Origin of the sequence: Rhodococcus sp. 06-462-5 (assembly GCF_002258315.1) — a bacterium.
Classification (GTDB): Bacteria; Actinomycetota; Actinomycetes; order Mycobacteriales; family Mycobacteriaceae; genus Rhodococcoides.
The window spans coordinates 119723-137451 of sequence record NZ_NOYD01000038.1 but is presented as its reverse complement, the minus strand read 5'-3'; the positions used below and the strand labels follow the sequence as shown (position 1 = coordinate 137451).

Here is a 17729-nt window from a genome sequence, read left to right as displayed (position 1 = left end):
CCGACCGAGTCGGCTACAGCATGCAGGACACGCAACCCTCCACCTCGGTGCCTTCGAGAGCCAACTGGCGCAGGCGGATGTAGTACAGCGTCTTGATGCCCTTGCGCCATGCGTAGATCTGCGCGCGGTTGATGTCGCGGGTGGTGGCGGTGTCCTTGAAGAACAGCGTCAACGACAGGCCCTGATCGACGTGTTGTGTTGCGGCAGCGTAGGTGTCGATGATCTTCTCGTAGCCGATCTCGTACGCATCCTGGTAGTAGTCCAGGTTGTCGTTGTCGAGATACGGTGCCGGGTAGTAGACGCGACCGATCTTGCCTTCCTTGCGGATCTCGATCTTCGACGCCACCGGGTGAATCGACGAGGTGGAGTTGTTGATGTACGAGATGGAGCCCGTCGGTGGAACGGCCTGCAGGTTCTGGTTGTAGATCCCGTACTCCTGCACCGACGCCTTCAACGTCGTCCATTCCGCCTGGGTGGGAATCGATACGCCCGAGTCGGCGAACAACTTCGCAACCTTGGGCGTGGCCGGCTCCCAGACCTGGTCGGTGTACTTGTCGAAGAATTCACCCGACGCGTACTTGGAGTCGGGGAAGCCCTTGAAGTACTGCCCGCGATCCTTCGCCAGCTGATTCGACGCCTGAAGCGCATGGAACAGCACGGTGTAGAAGTAGATGTTCGTGAAGTCGATTCCCTCGGTCGAACCGTAGTGAATCCGCTCGCGCGCCAGGTAGCCGTGCAGATTCATCTGCCCGAGGCCGATCGCATGAGAATCGTTGTTGCCCTGCTCGATCGACGGCACGGAGAAGATGTGCGTCTGATCGGACACCGCGGTGAGGCCGCGGATGGCCACGGCGATGGTCTTACCGAAATCGGGCGAGTCCATCGTCTTGGCGATGTTCAGCGAGCCGAGGTTGCACGAGATGTCCTTGCCGACGTGGCTGTACGAGAGATCGTCGTTGAACGTCGACGGCGTCGAGACCTGCAGGATCTCCGAGCACAGATTCGAGTGAGTGATCTTGCCCTTCACCGGGTTCGCGCGATTGACGGTGTCCTCGTACATGATGTACGGGTAGCCGGACTCGAACTGCAGCTCGGCGAGAGTCTGGAAGAACTCGCGCGACTTGATCTTGGTCTTGCGGATCCGCTTGTCGTCGACCATCTCGTAGTACTTCTCGGATACGTCGATGTCGGCGAACGGGACGCCGTAGATGCGCTCGACGTCGTACGGCGAGAACAGGTACATGTCCTCGTTCTTCTTCGCGAGCTCGAACGTGATGTCCGGGATGACGATTCCGAGCGAGAGCGTCTTGATGCGGATCTTCTCGTCCGCGTTCTCACGCTTGGTGTCGAGGAACTTGTAGACGTCGGGGTGATGCGCGTGCAGGTACACCGCGCCTGCGCCCTGACGTGCACCGAGCTGGTTGGCGTACGAGAACGAGTCCTCGAGCAGCTTCATGATCGGGATGACGCCGGACGACTGGTTCTCGATGCGCTTGATGGGCGCACCTGCCTCGCGAATGTTGCTCAGCAGCAACGCAACTCCGCCACCGCGCTTGGACAGCTGCAGGGCCGAGTTGATGGAGCGGCCGATGGACTCCATGTTGTCTTCGATACGCAGCAGGAAGCAGGACACGGGCTCGCCGCGCTGCTTCTTGCCGGAGTTGAGGAAGGTGGGCGTCGCCGGCTGGAAGCGCCCGGCGATGATCTCGTCGACCAGATCGGTGGCCAACCCCTCGTCGCCTGCGGCCAGCGTCAGCGCCACCATGCACACCCGGTCCTCGAAACGCTCGAGGTAACGCTTGCCGTCGAACGTCTTGAGCGTGTACGAGGTGTAGTACTTGAACGCGCCGAGGAACGTGGGGAACCGGAACTTCTTCGAGTACGCGTGGTTGATCAGGAACTTGACGAACTCGCGAGAGTACTGGTCCAGAACCTCGGGCTCGTAGTAGTTCTCCTCGACCAGGTAGTCCAGCTTCTCGTCCAGATCGTGGAAGAACACGGTGTTCTGATTGACGTGCTGCAGGAAGTACTGATTGGCAGCCTCGCGATCCTTCTCGAACTGGATCTCACCGTTGGGGCCGTACAGATTGAGCATCGCGTTGAGCGCGTGGTAGTCCATGTCGCCATCGCCGCGGACGGTGGTGGGTACGGGTCCTGCGTCGGTGATGGTCGGTGCCACGGCGATGCTCCTACTGGGTATGTGGTGTGTGGTGCATTAGTGCGTGTGGGCGGCGCGTCGGACTTCACGTTCCCAGAAGTCCTCCAGCCCCTCGCGGACCCGCACTACGTCCTCGGGGGTGCCCATCAATTCGAATCGGTACAGGTACGGAACTGCGCATTTCTGCGAGATGACATCTCCCGCAAAGCAGAACGAGTCACCGAAGTTCGTGTTTCCGGCAGCGATGACAGCTCGTATCAGCGAACGATTGTGCTCGTCGTTGAGAAACTTGATCACGCGCTTGGGGACGTAGTTGGTGTCGCGCCCGGAGTAGGTGGTTCCTCCCCCGTACGTCGGCACGATGAGAACGTACGGAGAGTCGACACGAAAGGTGCCTTCCGGATCACGCAGAGGGATACGTGTCGCGGGAATGTCCAGCTTCGAAACGAAGCGATGGGTGTTCTCGGACGCGCTGGAGAAATAGACCAGTGAGTGGGAGGACTGCGGTTGCGAACTCACCGCTCACTCACTTTCTCGTTCTGTTCAAGCAGCGTTCGCCGCGAGGGTCTTGATGCGGTCCGGGCGGAAGCCGGACCAGTGGTCGTCACCGGCGACGACAACCGGAGCCTGCAGGTAACCCAGGGCCATGACGTAGTCACGCGCTTCGGGATCCTGCGAGATGTCGATGACGGAGTACTCGATACCGGCCTTGTCGAGGGCGCGGTAGGTGGCATTGCACTGAACGCAGGCGGGCTTGGTGTAAACGGTGATGCTCATGGTGTCCCTCTTTCCGTTGTCGCCATCGGGTGCACCGACGCGACCGATGTGCTCTGCGTGTGGCACCGAGAACATCTCCCGCTCAGGGCGACTTCGACCTGCTCGAACCCGTTTGTGCACGTTCTTCGAGTTGTGGCCTCTCGGTCGGTCAAACACTACACCTAGTGTCCGACATCTGCCTAGAACACGAGATGTTGCGAACAACACGCTTGGTATTCGCTGGTCACGGCGTTGTCGACCCGCAAATATCGGGCAACATCGGCGTGTCGCACGTCACAGACTCACCATGTTGTTCATCACAACGGAACTCGGCCGGGACGGTGACCGGTGCCGACGACCGCCGACCTTCCCCCTGCACGACGAAGGACCCTCGAATTTCTCCGAGGGCCCTTGTCGGCGATCACCCGATCGTCAGCGCTGGCGCGCCTTGAATCGAGGTTCCTTCTTGTTGATCACGAACACCTTGCCGTGACGTCGTATCACTTGTGCGCCGGGCTTGTTCTTGAGCGATTTCAACGAGTTTCTCACCTTCATGCAGCCATCCTACATGAAAACGATTCTCATAAACGACGGGAGTTACGCGCTCACGAGTTCGTCGGCGGCCTTGACGAGCTCGGCGACGACGTGGCCGATCTCACCGGAGACCTCGGCGTTCTCACGCGGGTGAGCCGAGCCGAACTTGTCGATGGTGCCGCCGATGGAGAGCTGGACATCCTCGAGGACGGTTCCGCCTGCGATGCGCACGGCCTTACTGGTGTCCTCGTGCGCCCACTTGGCTCCGTTGCCGCTGGGCGACGCGCTGATGACGACGACCGGCTTGCCCACCATGGCACCCGCACCGTACGGGCGCGAGAGCCAGTCGATGGCGTTCTTCAACACGGCCGGGATGGTGCCGTTGTATTCGGGCGTGACCAGCAACAACGCCGAAGCCTTCTCGGCTGCGGCCCGCAGAGCGAGCGCGGACGCGGGCACCGACCCCTCGACGTCGATGTCCTCGTTGTAGAAGGGGACATCTCCGAGTCCGTCGTACACCACTACCTCGGCGCCGGCGGGAGCCACGGTGACAGCAGTCTCGGCGATCCGCTTGTTCACCGACTCGGCGCGCAAGCTTCCGACGAGAACGAGTACATGAGCGTCTGACATGAGGTTATTCCTTCGCAAGTTCGGATGACGTGATCGTCGTGTCAATTCCTACCATCCAAACGGACCGTGGTCCATTTATGTTCCCGGCAAGGTAGGCTTCCACTGTGACCGGCCCGATGCTGCCCATAGCGGGCGAGGAATCCGAACGGTGCGACGCAGCGCGCAACCGTCGCCTGCTCCTCGACGCCGCAACGGATCTGGTGGCGACGGTCGGAGCCGACGCCATCACCATGGACGCAGTGGCCACCAAGGCCGGAGTGGGCAAGGGCACAGTCTTCCGCCGCTTCGGGAACCGGGCCGGGCTGATGCGTGCGCTGCTCGACCACACCGAGAAGAAACTGCAGCACTCCTTCATGTTCGGCGACCCGCCGCTCGGCCCGGGAGCCGACCCCATCGATCGTCTCGTCGCCTTCGGTCGAGCTCGGCTCGAATTCGTCAACGTCCAGGGCGAAGTTCTGCGCGCCGCGGAGAGCGCCGACGACGCACGCTATTCCGCCCCGGCGCACATGGTCAACTTCACCCACGTCCTGTCGCTGCTCCGTGCAGCCGGCGTGGACGGGGATCTCGAATTGCTCGCGTACTGGCTGCTCACCCCTCTCGAAGCCACCCTGGTACTCCACCAGTACCGAGATCTGGGGATGCCGATGGATCGACTTGCCGACGGCTGGGAAGACTTGGTACGCCGGGCAACTCGCACTCGGTAGCTCGGGCGCTCAGAGCCCGAGCACGGCCGCGGCCGCCGCGTGCAGCGCGGTGCCGTACGAGCGGCCGTGGCCGGCCGCATGAACGGCGAGCGGGTGCAACTGGTGCAGAGGTGTGCGCTCACGCCACCCGGCTCGCAACGGCCGCACCGTCTCGTAGCCGTCGACGACGGCGTCGAGGTGGGGGCAGCCGAACAGCGCCAGCATCGCCAGGTCGGTCTCGCGGTGCCCACCGTGTGCTGCCGGGTCGATCAGCACCACTCCCGCGTCGGTCCAGAACACGTTGCCGTTCCAGAGATCACCGTGAATACGGCTCGGCGGCTCCGCGTCGTCGAAGTCGCCGTCCGCGATGCGTCGGCACGCCGATTCGACTGCCGCGGCCTCCCCGGGCGTCACCGTGCCCGCGTCAACGGCGATTCGGAGAAACGGCAACACTCGTTCGGCCGCGTAGAACGCTCCCCACGATGCGTGGACGGTGCTGCTCATGGGCCGAGCACCGATGAACAGCCGACCCGAGAAGCCGACGCCGTCTGCATCCACCGGTGGCGCACCGAAGCCGGCGGCTCCGGCGGAGTGCATCGCGGCCAGTGCGCGTCCGAATCGTTCGGCTGCGCCCGGCGTGGGACGGGTCGCGACCAGCCGTTCGAGTTCGATGTGCGTCCGGCCATGCCCGAGGACTCCGACGACAGGGGCCGCCGCCTCGCCGAGCCATCGAAGCCCGGTGGCCTCGGCGGCGTAGAAGTCGGGATGCGCCTGGGGGTTTCGCTTGACGAAGGTATCGGAGGATCCACTCACGACCACCGACACTACGCACGGCGAGAGACCGGCACCGGCGCTCGTCATTAGGATGACGTGATGGGACACATCAACTCGGAATTGCGCACGGGAATCATGCGCGAGCTGGCCGTGCAGTCGACCATCGACCCGATCACGGAAGTCCGCAGGCGAGTGGACTTCCTCAAGGATTACTTGGCATCGACTCCGGCCTCGGGATTCGTACTCGGCATCAGTGGCGGTCAGGACAGCACGCTCACCGGCAAGCTCGCTCAACAGGCAGCGACGGAGCTGCGAGCCGACGGCCACGAGGCCGAGTTCGTCGCCGTTCGCCTTCCCTACGGCGTGCAGGCCGACGAGGACGACGCATCGATCGCTCTGAAGTTCATCGATCCCGACCGCACGGTGACGGTGAACATCAAGGACGCCGCCGACGCCGCAGCGGCCGCGACGGCGGAAGCACTCGGTAGTGCCGAGATCCGAGACTTCGTCCGCGGCAACATCAAGGCTCGCCAGCGGATGGTCGCGCAATACGCCCTCGCCGGTGAACTCGGCTACGTCGTCGTGGGCACCGACCACGCCGCCGAGGCGATCACCGGCTTCTTCACCAAGTTCGGTGACGGCGGGGTCGATCTGACTCCGCTCACCGGCTTGAGCAAGCGTCAGGGTGCGGCGCTGCTGCGCGAGCTGGGAGCCCCCGAGAGCACCTGGCGCAAGGTTCCCACCGCCGATCTCGAAGACGACCGACCTGCGCTACCCGACGAGGAAGCGCTCGGAGTGACGTACGAACAGATCGACGATTACCTGGAGGGCAAGGACGTTACCGAGGAGATCGCCGACAAGCTGGAGAAGATGTTCCTCGCAACTCGGCACAAGCGCACGGTGCCCGTGACGCCGTTCGACGATTGGTGGAAGAGGAGCAGCTGAACCTTCGGCAGCCCCCCCCCCCCCTGTCGGTGGCGGCGCGTCGAACCGGGTGCGCTCAGCCGCCGGCGAAGGGAGGCAGCACATCGACCCTGCCGCCGATCACGCGTCCGAGGTCGCGGGTCAGATCCTCTCCCACCAGGTACGCCGACACCCTGAGAATCGGCTCCATCGGCGCGCCGTGCTTGGACAGGATCAGCTCTCGCAGATCGGCAAGGGTGGCTCCGACCGGCACGGCCAGGAACTCGGACTCGCAGTGCGACGCGTCGACCGCTGCAGCGAAGTACCGCACCTCCACCTGGGTCTCACCCACCGATGGCTCCCATGCTGCGGGTGGGAGGTACGAAACCGTCGGCGTCGATGCCGTGACCCGCCCACTTGTTCCACATCGCCCCACGCCACACCGCTGCCAGTTCGTCGTCGGTGGCACCGCCGCGCAGGGCTGCCCGCAGATCGGTCTCGTCGTCGCTGAACAGACAGGACCGAATCGTTCCTTCGGCCGTGATCCTGGTTCGGTCGCAATCACCGCAGAACGAGCGCGTCACCGACGCGATGATGCCGACGGTGGCGTCGGTACCGTCGACGCTCCATTCCTCGGCGGGGGCGGACGGATCGACGCGCCCCACCTCACGCAGGTCGAACTCGGTGGACAGTTCGTCGAGCAAGGTCTGGGCATCGATCATGTTCGCGCGAGCCCATTCGTGGTCGGCATCGAGCGGCATCTGCTCGATGAAGCGCAGAGCCACGCCTTCGTCGAGACACCAGCGCAGCAGATCGACGGCACCGGACAGTGTGTCGCGCATCAGAACGGCGTTGACCTTGACCGGTCCGATCCCGGCTCGCTGCGCCGCCCTGATTCCGGCGAGCACGGACGGCAGCCGATCGCGTCGGGTCAAGCGCGCGAAATCCTCGCGGTCGACGGAGTCGAGCGAGACGTTCACTCGGGTCAACCCGGCGTCGGCCAAGGACTGCGCCCGGTGTTCGAGACCGACGGCATTGGTGGTCATCGACAGGGGAACACCCTCGGCCACCTCGGCGCACAGCCGCAGAATGTCGTCGAGATCGCGGCGCATCAGCGGCTCGCCTCCGGTGAAGCGCACGTCCCGAATGCCCAGCAGACGTACCGACACCGACACCACTCGCGCGATCTCGGCCGGCGTGAGCAGGTTCGACGCAGGAATGGCAGGAAGCCCCTCCTCCGGCATGCAGTAGGTGCAGCGCAACGAGCACTTCTCGGTGATCGAGATACGCAGGTCACGGGCCACTCGGCCGAAACGATCGATCAGGTGCGGCACGTCCGGCCGGTCGGACACCGAGTTCGTACTGCCTGCCATCGAACCCGGGGTGGTGCCGAACCTGGGAATGCCGAGCGAGGTGACACTGTCCACCGTCACCTCGTACCTCGTCTCCGTCGAAAATCACGTCTGTCGTAAGTGTGTCTACCCATTATGCCGCAGCCCACACCGAGTGGCCGGATCGGCGTGCTTAGGATTGGCACCCATGACGGTTGAGCACACGCACGCGATCACTGGATCCGCACGGTGACCGCTGTATCGGTCGAGGAACATGCCGCCGCGGTCGAGACTCTGCTGGCGACACTGACCACGAGAACTGCTCAGCGAATTCCTCTCGACGACGCGCTGGGACGCGTGTCGTTCCACGACGTGCGATCGCCGGTCGATCTGCCGCTGTTCCGCAACTCGCAGATGGACGGTTACGCCGTGGATTCTCGATCCGTGGCCACGACCCCCGTGACGCTTCCGGTCTCGACGATCATCGCCGCAGGCCCGACGGAGTCGGCAGTTCTCGCCTCGGGCAGCGCCGCCAAGATCATGACCGGTGCCCCCATTCCGGACGGAGCGGACGCCATCGTCCCCGTCGAAGACACCTCCGTACCTGCGGCCGGATCGGTGACCATCGAAAGAAGCCGCGCAGCAGGTGAATTCGTACGCGAACAGGGCAGCGACGTACGCGTCGGAACAGTCCTGGTCGAGTCGGGCCGGGTGCTCGAACCCCGCCACATCTCCGTGCTGGCTGCCGTCGGCTTGGGCGAGCTGGAGGTACGCTCACGTCCTCGCGTGGCCGTCGTGACCACCGGCGCAGAACTGGCCGACGCCGGCTCGACGTTGACGCCCGGTCAGATCTACGACTCGAACGGCATCACCCTCGCCGCGCACTTGCGCGCCAGCGGCGCCGAGGTGGTCTCCGTCTCGCGCAGCTCCGACGAGCCGAGCCGCTTTCGCGAGATCCTCGACGCGGCAGCGGAATCGGCCGAGCTGATCATCACGTCCGGCGGCGTTTCGATGGGCGATTTCGAGGTGGTCAAGGACGTGCTCCGGCCGCTCGGTGGCAAATTCGGATCGGTTCGGATGCAGCCGGGCGGACCGCAGGGCATCACGATGTTCGACGGTGTTCCCGTGCTCAGCTTTCCCGGCAATCCCGTCAGTACGGTCGTCTCGTACATCATGTTCGCGCGCAACATCGTTCGACGAGCGGCCGGTCTGCCTCCGGTGCTCTCGACCACCGCAGCCCTGCACGAATCGATCGTGTCTCCGCCCGGGAGAAGACAGCTGCTCCGTGGCCGAGTGCGCGAGGACGGTCGGGTCGAGCTCGTCGCGGGCCCGGGCTCGCACCTGGTCGCCGCACTGGCATGGGCCGATGTGTTGATCGACATCGATTCCGAGACAACCGAACTCGCTGCAGGATCCGACGTGGAGGTGTGGCCGCTGTGACCACCGATGCCCAGCTGTCCCATCTCGACGATCAGGGCCGCGCCCGCATGGTCGATGTGGCGCACAAGAAGGAAACCTCGCGCACGGCCGTCGCCGCCGGTGAGTTCGTCACCACTGCCGAGGTCATCGCGCTCGTGCGCGCCGACGACATGCCCAAAGCCGACGTTCTCGCCACCGCCCGCATCGCCGGCATCTCGGCGGCGAAGCGGACGTCGGAACTGATTCCGCTGTGTCATCAGCTCGCCCTCTCCTCGGTGAAGATCTCGTTCGGGTTCACCGAGTCGTCCATCACGGTCGAGGCGACCGCCCGCACCACCGGACGCACCGGCGTGGAGATGGAAGCCCTGACCGCCGTCGCCGTCGCCGGCTTGACCCTGCACGACATGGTCAAGGCCGTCGACCCCGGTGCCACCATGAACGGTGTCCGGTTGCTCACCAAAGACGGTGGCAAGCACGGGCACTGGCAACGGGACGACGCCGAGGTGTCCGCCGAGGCCTCGGCCGCACCGATATTCGACTCCTCACGGTCCGCAGTGGTTCTGGTGGCCTCGACCGGCGGCGCGAACGGAACTCGACCGGACACCACCGGCCCCACCATCGCGTCGTGGTTGACCGATCGAAGCTTCGCCGTGCGCGGCCCGCTGGTGTACGCCGATGCCGACATCGCTGCGGGGTTGCAGGACGCCCTACGCGGCGAACCGTCGCTGATCGTCAGCACCGGTGGCACCGGTGTGTCCCCCACCGACGCGACCCCCGAGGCGACAGCAGCACTACTCGACATCGACATGCCGGGGATAGCCGATGCGATCCGAACCCGCGGAACATCGGCGACGCCTCATGCGGTGCTCAGCCGCGGTGTCTCGGGTCTGATCGGACGCACGCTCGTAGTCAACCTGCCGGGCTCGCCGGGTGGCGTGAAGGACGGACTCTCCGTTCTCGACCCGCTCCTCGACCATGTGCTGGCCCAGATCGCCGGAGGAGGCCCCCACGATGAGTGAGCTCGTCGCCCGCATCTCGAACGAACCGTTGAGCACTGCCGAAGTGGAAGCAGCAGTACAGGATTCGCGTCACGGTGCCGTCGTACTGTTCAGCGGAATCGTACGCGATCACGACGGCGGACATGCCGTGGAGACACTGGAATACCGCGCACACCCCGACGCGGAACGCTTCCTGAGCCGGTGCTGCTCGGAGGTTTCGGCAGAGACCGGATTGGCGGTGGCCGCGGTGCATCGCGTCGGCGATCTGCGGGTCGGGGACCTTGCACTCGTGGCCGCCGTCGGCTCCGCTCATCGCGCCGAGGCGTTCGAGGCCTGCGCGCGACTCGTCGAGCGCATCAAGGCCGAGGTCCCGATCTGGAAGCGTCAGGGATTCGAGGGCGGACGCACCGAGTGGGTCGGGCTCTAGAGAACTAACCGGTCTCGAGGTAGCGATGGACCGGAAGCATGGCGGAGGCGTCGTCGGCGTCGTCCGGTCCTCGTACACAGGCACGCAACCGCTGCTCGACGGCCGGTGCATCGAGCTCGGTACCGATCAGCACCAGTGAGGTCTGCACGGGCTCACCCCTGGCCCACGACGCGGCCTCGAATCGGATGTGGCGCCCCACCGTGTGCAGGACGAACTTCTGGGTGTGGCCGGCGATGCCGAAGTGTACGAATCCCTTGATGCGGTAGAGATTGCCGGAAGGATTTTCCAAGAACTCGATCAGTCGTCGGGGTTCGACGGGATCCGTACTGACGAACTCGGTGTGCGAGTACTGCGCGTGCAGGTGATGATCGTGATCGTGATCGTGGTTCTCCCGGAGTAGTTCGTCGAACGACAGCTGCACCGCCATTGCCGAATCCACCGACCGATCCTCGCGCCGATCGAACAGCAGCAGCGGGTCGACGCGACCGAAAGCCACCGGCACGACGGGCACATCTGCTACGACGGACTGCACCGTCGAGCGCACCGAGGAGCGTTCGGACTCGCTCACCGCATCGGACTTGTTCAGCACCACCAGATCGGCCAATTGCAGGTGCTGGTCGATCTCGGGATGCCGCGCGCGGGTCTGCGGGAACTCGACCGCGTCGACGACCCCGACGAGCCCGCCGTAGACGATGAATTCGTTCTCGCTACCCCGGACCATTCTGATGAGATTGCGGGGTTCGGCCAGACCGCTGGCCTCCACCACGATCACGTCGATCGCGGACCGGCGGTGCGCGAGGGCGTCGAACATCGCGTCCATATCGCTGATGTCGACGGCGCAACAGATACAGCCGTTACCGAGAGAGACCATCGAATCGACCTGGCCCGCCACGAGCATCGAGTCGATGTTGATCGCCCCGAAGTCGTTGACCACAACCCCTATTCGGATGCCGGAATCGTTGCGCAGCAGGTGGTTCAGGAGCGTGGTCTTGCCCGCGCCGAGAAAGCCCGCAACTATCACCACCGGAATTCGTCGACGCGCCACGGCGTCCGAGACTACCGGTCGGCGAGAATCTGCTTCAGCAGGCCTCGAGCGAACGTCGACACACTGCTCACGTTGTCCGGTGTCACGAGTCCTTTCAGGCCGTCGACGCCGAGGGCGTTCACGTACGGGGAGACGCTCTCGAGCAACCTGGACAATGCGCTACGCCCCTCGGCGGCGGGGCCTGCGCCGCTGGGTGCCGTCGCTGCGGGGGCGGCGGTGCCGGTCGGCGCAGTCGGGTCGGGGTTAACCGAGGCCGTGGCGGCGGCGGCAGGCGTGGTGGCGGCAGGCGTGGTGGCGGTGTCCGCTGTCGTGGACGGGGTTTCGGCCCCGAGGAGGTAGTCGATGAGCCCCGTCGAGATGGCGATCGCATGCTTCAGCTGACCGTCCGGGCTCTCGAGGAGCGCTGCATCGTCGGGGTTCGATCCGTTGCCCATTTCGACGAACACGAGGGGAACCGTGGTCAGTGCAGGCCCGGCGACATCGGATCGCTCCTGTATCCCGTCCTCGACTCCTGCGTAGTTGGCAGGCTCGAAGCCTGCGCGCACGTAGGAGTCCCGCATCAGCGTCGATGCCGAACGTCCCCCCTCGGACTGGGCAGCATCGGCCGCCGCGCTCGGAATCGGCAGCGTGGGCACGATCAGATGGAACCCGTGCTTGTCGGCGTCGGAGGTCGTACTCGTGGAGTCCGCGTGGATACTCACTGCCACGTCGGCCCCGGACTCGCTGGCGGCCCGCGCCCTGTCGTCCACGCATCCGCCCCAGCCGGTGTCGTCTGCTCGACTCGTCTTCACCGTTGCACCCAGACTCTCCAGGCTGGATCGGACGAGTTCGCTGACTTTCCAGTTGATGGTGTGCTCGGGCACGCCGTCCAGGGTGGTCATGCCGGTGGTCTGGCAGTCCTTGGTGCCGCCCCGCCCGTCGTTCACCTGACGCTGCAGATTCTCCGAATGCCCGGTGCCCTGGTGGCCCGGATCGAGGAAGACCGTCTTGCCGGACAATTCGGTACCTGTGGCGGGTGCCGTGCCGGCCGGTGCGGCGATGGCCGGCGCAGACACGAGCACCCCGGCACCGAGAATTCCGGCACACATCAGCGCCGTCAATGCCGACCTGGTCATCGGTGCAGATTTCATATCGTCTGGCGCAGGCGGTGGAACTCGCTGCGCAACTCCCCTCTCGGCCCCTCGGACACCGCTGATCCGAACGGGTCGCCGCATCACGGGACACCAGACGTCACAACAGGCACTTGCGCCTCAAGTGAAGCAGATATCGCGTTCGACACGTACCGAGTGATCTTTCGTTAGTGAAACGATTGCGTTTCGTGACCGATTCGTTGCCGGAGCGCACCGATCCGATACCGGCAGATTGCCATTCGATCGAACTCGAACCGACGCGGGGACGGCAATGCGTATTCAAACCGGACAGTTCGTCTTTCTCACGGATAACGATGAACAGGACCGCCGAGAGAATGCTTCCGACAATCACCTCGTCGGTTTCCTCGAAGGGACGAGGTCATTTCTGTGGGAATTCTGCGAATCGAGTAACAATCCCCCGACCCGCATGGATAAACACATTGTTCAGCCGTATAGTCGCTTCAGTTCGATCTGGACATCCCCGCATCATCCCCTGCATCATTGGAGAGCTTCAGCATGGCCAGAAAAGTCTATGTGCAACTAGTCGATGACATCGACGAAAAACCGATCGAATCCGGTGGCGAACACATAACCTATTCGGTCAACGGAGTCAGCTACGAAATCGACCTGAGCGACAAGAACGCGAAGGAATTTCACCGCAAGCTCGACTATTACATCGAGCACTCCACCAAGGTCGGTGGAAAGCGAACGAAGAAGTCGAGCACTCCTGCAACCGGTGCCAAGCGCGACGCCAATCAGACCAAAGCCATCAGAGAATGGGCCAAGGCGAACGGCCACAATATCTCGGCGCGAGGCAGAATCCCCGCCGAGGTCGAGCAGGCATTCGACGCCGCACACTGAGTCGACGACAGCCGAATCGGCTCCGGGCACTACGCACGGATGCCGATTCGGCAGTCGGTGATACCGAAACACAAAAAAGCGTCGCCCGAGGGCGACGCTTTTTCTGATTCTCGGTGGAGCTCGTCTCTCGGTGGAGCTTGTCTCTCGGTGGAGCTCGTCTCTCGGTGGAGCTAAGGGGACTCGAACCCCTGACCCCCACACTGCCAGTGTGGTGCGCTACCAGCTGCGCCATAGCCCCGAGTTACTGCGTGCTCCCGCTCATGCGGTTGCTCGAACGAAGTTACACCATCGGTCGCAGCAGCAACAAATCACCTGGTGCGGCCGGTACCGAATCCTCGATGGCCGGCCGCACGAACGCACCGAGATCAGTTGATCGACGCCAGCCATTCCGAGTCACCGAGCGCATCGACAACCTGACCGTCGACGAGGACCCCTGGTGTTCCGCGGGCACCCGACGCCGCCAGCGCGTCCCGTCCGGTGTTCGCATCCGCTACTGCTGCGTCGCGCTGCGCACCGCTGGAGATGCAGTCCGTCGCCAGATCGCTCGCCCCTGCGGAGCGGGCGAGTTCTGCGAGTTCGGCATCGCTCCGGTCGGAGTCACTGCCTTCTTCGGGGCGAAATTCCGGGTCGAACAGCCCAGCATGAAATGCGGAGTAGACCCGCGCGTTCTCTGTCGCCGCCACGCAGTGCGACGCCGCGACCGCACGCGTCGAATAGTCACCCGACGCCGACTGTGGATCCAGAAAATTGACGAGGTGGTAATTCACCGAGACGACACCGTCGTCGATTTTCTGAGCCAACTCCTGGCCGTGTTTCACTTCGAGGTCGCCGCAGAACGGGCACATCGGATCCTCGAAGACATCGATGACCCGCGACGCATCCGGACGCGACAGCTGCACCACCCCGTCACCCGGCAACGACAATTCGACCGCCGGATTCTTGACCGCTCCGTAGCCGTCGTTGCGTGGAGCATCGCTTCCGCTCTGCCACATGATCGCCACTCCGATGACAACCACCACTACGACGAATGCGATGCCGCCCAATACGTAGGTCATCGTGTTGGAGGTTGCCTCGGGTGTGTGTTTCGTACTCGATATCTTCTTCTGGCTCACACAGCGAATACTACGGTTGGTTCCGTCAGGTGCGCTCGCGCCCGAGAGTGTCCGGAACTCGCGACCACCAGAGTCCTGCCAGGAGAAGCAGCGCCCCCGTCACGGCGAAAGCCGGACCGAACGAGACCTGTTCGACGATCATCCCGGCCACGATCGGGCCGATGACCGCGCCGACATCGGATGCCATCTGGAACGCGGCCAGCACGGGACCACCGCGCGCCTTCGAGCCGATCACGTCGGCAACCGAGGCCTGCTGGGCGGGGCTCATCAGACCCGATCCGATTCCGGCGATCAAAGACACCACGAGGAACAGCACAGGATCGTGGACGTACCCCATCACCACGGTTCCCAGGCCGCACACCGCCAGCCCACCCACCATGAAGGGCTTGCGTCCGCGCACATCGGACAGCCGACCGGCACTGGTGAGCACCAGGGCATTTCCCGCTGCGAACACGGTCAGCGCGATACCGACGAACACCTCGGATCGCTGCATCGCCTCGACGACGAACAACGGAACCAAGGCCACCCGAACACCGAACACTGCCCAACCGTTGGCGAAATTCGACGCCAACGCAGCCTGATACGACGGGATCCGCAGCGCGGCGAGCAGCGACATCGTCGGCGGTGCCGAGCCTTTCTCCGGCTTGACCAGGTCCGAATTGCCGAGGGTGAAGTACACGACGGCCGCGGCGATCACGAGAGCCACGGCATAGATGACGAACGGCACCCGCAGACCGAATCCGACGAGTGCGCCGCCGACGAGCGGGCCGCCGATGGTTCCCAACAGGAAGGCAGTCGCATACAGGCCGGAGATGCGGCCTCGACTGGTCGGAGGACTGATCCTGATCAGCAAGCCCAGAGCCGACACCGAGAACATCGTCGAGCCGATGCCGCCGAGCCCGCGAAACACCAGCAGTTGCCAGTACGTCTGGGCCAGAGCACACGCACCCGTGGACACCGCGACGATGAGCAGTCCGATCAGGTACACGGGCCGCTCGCCGAGCCGCTGAACCAGAGCACCACTGGCGGGTGCGAACAGCAACCGCATGAGCGCGAAGGCACTGATGACCGCCGACGCCGCCGTGTATCCGACGCCGAATTCCCGGGCGAACTGCGGCAGAGCGGGCGCGACGATACCGAATCCGAGCGCGATGACGAACGCCGCCGACACCAGCACCCAGATCTCCGGTGGGAGCTTTCCTCCGGGTCGGAATGCGGGCTCGGGAGCCGAACTGTCGTGATCGGGTGGAAGTGAGTCGGTCACGAGCTCTCGAGTGCAGAGGACACCAGTTCACGTGCTGCGGCTTGAACCCGGGCCAGATGCTCCTCGCCCCGGAAAGACTCCGCGTAGATCTTGTACACGTCCTCGGTTCCGGACGGGCGCGCAGCGAACCAGGCGCTCTCCGTCGTCACTTTCAGGCCACCGAGGGCGGCTCCGTTGCCCGGAGCCTCGGTCAGCGTTGCCGTGATCGGTTCGCCTGCCAACTCGGTGGCGGTGATCTGATCGGGCGACAGCTTGCCGAGTACCGCCTTCTGCTCGCGAGTGGCAGGTGCATCGACGCGGGCATACGTCGGATTGCCGAACTTCGCGGTGAACTCGCCGTAGCGCTGCGATGGTGTGGATCCGGTGACGGCGGTGATCTCCGATGCCAGCAGCGCGAGCACGATTCCATCCTTGTCGGTGGTCCAGACTCGGCCGTTGTGTCGGAGGAACGACGCACCTGCGCTCTCCTCGCCGCCGAATCCGAGTTCGCCTGCGAGCAGACCCGGAACGAACCACTTGAAACCGACCGGCACCTCGAGCAGGCGACGGCCCAAACCTGCGACGACCCGGTCGATCATCGACGAGCTCACCAGCGTCTTGCCCACTGCCGCGGTGGGTGACCAATCGGGTCGGTGGGTGAACAGATAATCGATGGCGACGGCGAGGAAGTGATTGGGATTCATCAGGCCACCGTCGGGGGTGACGATGCCGTGTCGGTCGGAGTCGGCATCGTTGCCCGTCGAGATGTCGAACCGATCACGGGCAGCGATGAGCGACGCCATCGCGTTCGGCGAGGAGCAATCCATCCTGATCTTGCCATCGGTATCGAGAGTCATGAAGCGGAATGTGCCGTCCACCAACGGGTTCACCACGGTCAGGTCCAGATTGTGCCGCTCGGCGATCGCATCCCAGTAATCGACACTCGCACCGCCCAACGGATCTGCTCCGATACGCACTCCGGCCGCACGAATCGCGTCGAGATCGAGCACGTTCGGCAGGTCGTCCACGTAGGTGCCGAGGAAGTCGTAGTGCGAGACGCTCCCCGCGAGCGCCTGTGCGAGAGTGACCCGCTTGATGCCCGAAATACCATCGCGCAGAAGCTCGTTCGCGCGCGCCGCTATGACCGATGTGGCATCACTGTCGGCCGGACCGCCGTGCGGAGGGTTGTATTTGAATCCGCCGTCCCGCGGCGGATTGTGCGACGGAGTCACCACGATGCCGTCGGCCTGCGCCGATGGGCCGGACTCGTTGTAGCGAAGAATTGCGTGACTGACCGCTGGGGTGGGCGTGTACCGATCGCCCGAGTCGACCAATACGTCGACATCGTTGGCCGCCAACACTTCCAACGCCGTCGTCCAGGCGGGTTCGGACAGTGCGTGAGTGTCCCGACCGATGAACAGCGGCCCGGTGATGCCCTGTGAGGACCGGTACTCCACGATCGCCTGCGTCGTCGCCACGATGTGCGCCTCGTTGAACGCCGAGTCCAGACTGGACCCTCGATGTCCCGAGGTGCCGAACACCACCTGCTGACTCGGTTCCGACACATCGGGAACCCGCGAGTAGTACGCGGTCACGAGCTGCGAAAGATCCACCAGATCCTCCGGCAGTGCAGTGGTTCCAGCTCTCTCGTGCGCCACGATGCGCCTCCTCGTTGATCGACGAAACCGAACTTCTCGACCAACCCTAGCGCCGCCGCCGCACCCG

At 64.2% G+C, this 17729-nt stretch carries 19 protein-coding genes and 1 tRNA gene; 6 read left to right on the top strand and 14 right to left on the bottom strand.

Translation table 11 applies throughout. From position 1 onward, the window contains the following. Window positions 1-13 precede the first annotated feature (13 nt). The 5 genes from nrdE to CH251_RS17870 form a co-directional block, all read right to left on the bottom strand. Window positions 14-2179 (bottom strand): class 1b ribonucleoside-diphosphate reductase subunit alpha, encoded by a 2166-nt coding sequence (nrdE, locus tag CH251_RS17890; protein WP_094614316.1) that lies wholly within the window; start codon window positions 2177-2179, stop codon window positions 14-16. A 36-nt stretch (window positions 2180-2215) separates the two neighbouring features. Next, window positions 2216-2677 (bottom strand): class Ib ribonucleoside-diphosphate reductase assembly flavoprotein NrdI, encoded by a 462-nt coding sequence (gene nrdI, locus CH251_RS17885; protein WP_094614315.1) that lies wholly within the window; start codon window positions 2675-2677, stop codon window positions 2216-2218. A 24-nt stretch (window positions 2678-2701) separates the two neighbouring features. After that, window positions 2702-2935 carry a redoxin NrdH gene (locus CH251_RS17880; RefSeq protein ID WP_032398330.1) on the bottom strand — a complete coding sequence of 78 codons (234 nt, stop codon included), beginning with the start codon at window positions 2933-2935 and terminating at the stop codon, window positions 2702-2704. A gap of 411 nt (window positions 2936-3346) precedes the next feature. Further along, entirely contained in the window at window positions 3347-3469 is a 123-nt protein-coding gene (gene ykgO / locus CH251_RS17875) for a type B 50S ribosomal protein L36 (protein WP_094614314.1), read from the bottom strand. 42 nt (window positions 3470-3511) lie between these two features. Then, complete coding sequence (locus CH251_RS17870) at window positions 3512-4078, bottom strand: NAD(P)H-dependent oxidoreductase (RefSeq protein WP_094614313.1); 567 nt, start codon at window positions 4076-4078, stop codon at window positions 3512-3514. 104 nt (window positions 4079-4182) lie between these two features. Between CH251_RS17870 and CH251_RS17865 the strand changes: the two genes are divergently transcribed. Continuing rightward, a complete protein-coding gene (locus CH251_RS17865; RefSeq protein WP_094614312.1) occupies window positions 4183-4782 on the top strand; it encodes a TetR/AcrR family transcriptional regulator in 600 nt (199 codons plus the stop codon). 9 nt (window positions 4783-4791) lie between these two features. On the opposite strand, the gene CH251_RS17860 is transcribed toward CH251_RS17865, so the two are convergent. Beyond that, window positions 4792-5622, bottom strand: coding sequence for a fructosamine kinase family protein (locus CH251_RS17860; RefSeq protein WP_094614311.1), 831 nt, complete (start codon window positions 5620-5622; stop codon window positions 4792-4794). Window positions 5623-5634: 12 nt separating this feature from the next. On the opposite strand from CH251_RS17860, the gene nadE reads away from it, so the two are divergent. Further along, the gene (gene nadE / locus CH251_RS17855) at window positions 5635-6480 is read left to right on the top strand and encodes an ammonia-dependent NAD(+) synthetase (RefSeq protein WP_094614310.1); all 846 of its coding nucleotides are present in this window, start codon (window positions 5635-5637) and stop codon (window positions 6478-6480) included. A gap of 55 nt (window positions 6481-6535) precedes the next feature. Here the strand turns inward: nadE and CH251_RS17850 are convergent, their stop codons facing one another. Further along, window positions 6536-6790 carry a MoaD/ThiS family protein gene (locus tag CH251_RS17850; protein ID WP_094614309.1) on the bottom strand — a complete coding sequence of 85 codons (255 nt, stop codon included), beginning with the start codon at window positions 6788-6790 and terminating at the stop codon, window positions 6536-6538. Continuing rightward, the gene (gene moaA, locus CH251_RS17845; RefSeq protein ID WP_094614503.1) at window positions 6783-7811 is read right to left on the bottom strand and encodes a GTP 3',8-cyclase MoaA; all 1029 of its coding nucleotides are present in this window, start codon (window positions 7809-7811) and stop codon (window positions 6783-6785) included. Before moaA ends, CH251_RS17850 begins: the two co-directional genes overlap by 8 nt. Window positions 7812-8018: 207 nt before the next feature. Between moaA and glp the strand changes: the two genes are divergently transcribed. From glp to CH251_RS17830, 3 genes are read left to right on the top strand one after another with little or no spacing between them, the layout of a single operon-like run. Beyond that, window positions 8019-9209 carry a gephyrin-like molybdotransferase Glp gene (gene glp, locus CH251_RS17840; RefSeq protein WP_094614308.1) on the top strand — a complete coding sequence of 397 codons (1191 nt, stop codon included), beginning with the start codon at window positions 8019-8021 and terminating at the stop codon, window positions 9207-9209. A gap of 47 nt (window positions 9210-9256) precedes the next feature. Further along, window positions 9257-10207 carry a bifunctional molybdenum cofactor biosynthesis protein MoaC/MoaB gene (gene moaCB / locus CH251_RS17835; RefSeq protein ID WP_373454967.1) on the top strand — a complete coding sequence of 317 codons (951 nt, stop codon included), beginning with the start codon at window positions 9257-9259 and terminating at the stop codon, window positions 10205-10207. After that, the gene (locus tag CH251_RS17830) at window positions 10200-10613 is read left to right on the top strand and encodes a molybdenum cofactor biosynthesis protein MoaE (protein WP_068045866.1); all 414 of its coding nucleotides are present in this window, start codon (window positions 10200-10202) and stop codon (window positions 10611-10613) included. The genes moaCB and CH251_RS17830 overlap by 8 nt, the downstream gene beginning before the upstream one ends. A gap of 4 nt (window positions 10614-10617) precedes the next feature. Here the strand turns inward: CH251_RS17830 and CH251_RS17825 are convergent, their stop codons facing one another. Continuing rightward, the gene (locus CH251_RS17825) at window positions 10618-11658 is read right to left on the bottom strand and encodes a GTP-binding protein (protein WP_094614307.1); all 1041 of its coding nucleotides are present in this window, start codon (window positions 11656-11658) and stop codon (window positions 10618-10620) included. An 11-nt stretch (window positions 11659-11669) separates the two neighbouring features. After that, window positions 11670-12773, bottom strand: a complete 1104-nt coding sequence (locus tag CH251_RS17820) for an N-acetylmuramoyl-L-alanine amidase (RefSeq protein ID WP_094614501.1) — start codon at window positions 12771-12773, stop codon at window positions 11670-11672. A gap of 531 nt (window positions 12774-13304) precedes the next feature. Between CH251_RS17820 and CH251_RS17810 the strand changes: the two genes are divergently transcribed. Continuing rightward, window positions 13305-13649, top strand: coding sequence for an Lsr2 family protein (locus CH251_RS17810; protein WP_037190211.1), 345 nt, complete (start codon window positions 13305-13307; stop codon window positions 13647-13649). 165 nt (window positions 13650-13814) lie between these two features. Here the strand turns inward: CH251_RS17810 and CH251_RS17805 are convergent. From CH251_RS17805 to pgm, 4 genes are all read right to left on the bottom strand, one after another. Next, window positions 13815-13887: transfer RNA gene (locus CH251_RS17805), tRNA-Ala, on the bottom strand. A 127-nt stretch (window positions 13888-14014) separates the two neighbouring features. After that, entirely contained in the window at window positions 14015-14761 is a 747-nt protein-coding gene (locus tag CH251_RS17800; RefSeq protein ID WP_179273392.1) for a DsbA family protein, read from the bottom strand. Between the two features lie 25 nt (window positions 14762-14786). Then, a complete protein-coding gene (locus CH251_RS17795; protein WP_094614500.1) occupies window positions 14787-15944 on the bottom strand; it encodes an MFS transporter in 1158 nt (385 codons plus the stop codon). A 77-nt stretch (window positions 15945-16021) separates the two neighbouring features. Then, window positions 16022-17662 carry a phosphoglucomutase (alpha-D-glucose-1,6-bisphosphate-dependent) gene (pgm, locus tag CH251_RS17790; RefSeq protein ID WP_094614304.1) on the bottom strand — a complete coding sequence of 547 codons (1641 nt, stop codon included), beginning with the start codon at window positions 17660-17662 and terminating at the stop codon, window positions 16022-16024. Window positions 17663-17729 lie beyond the last annotated feature (67 nt).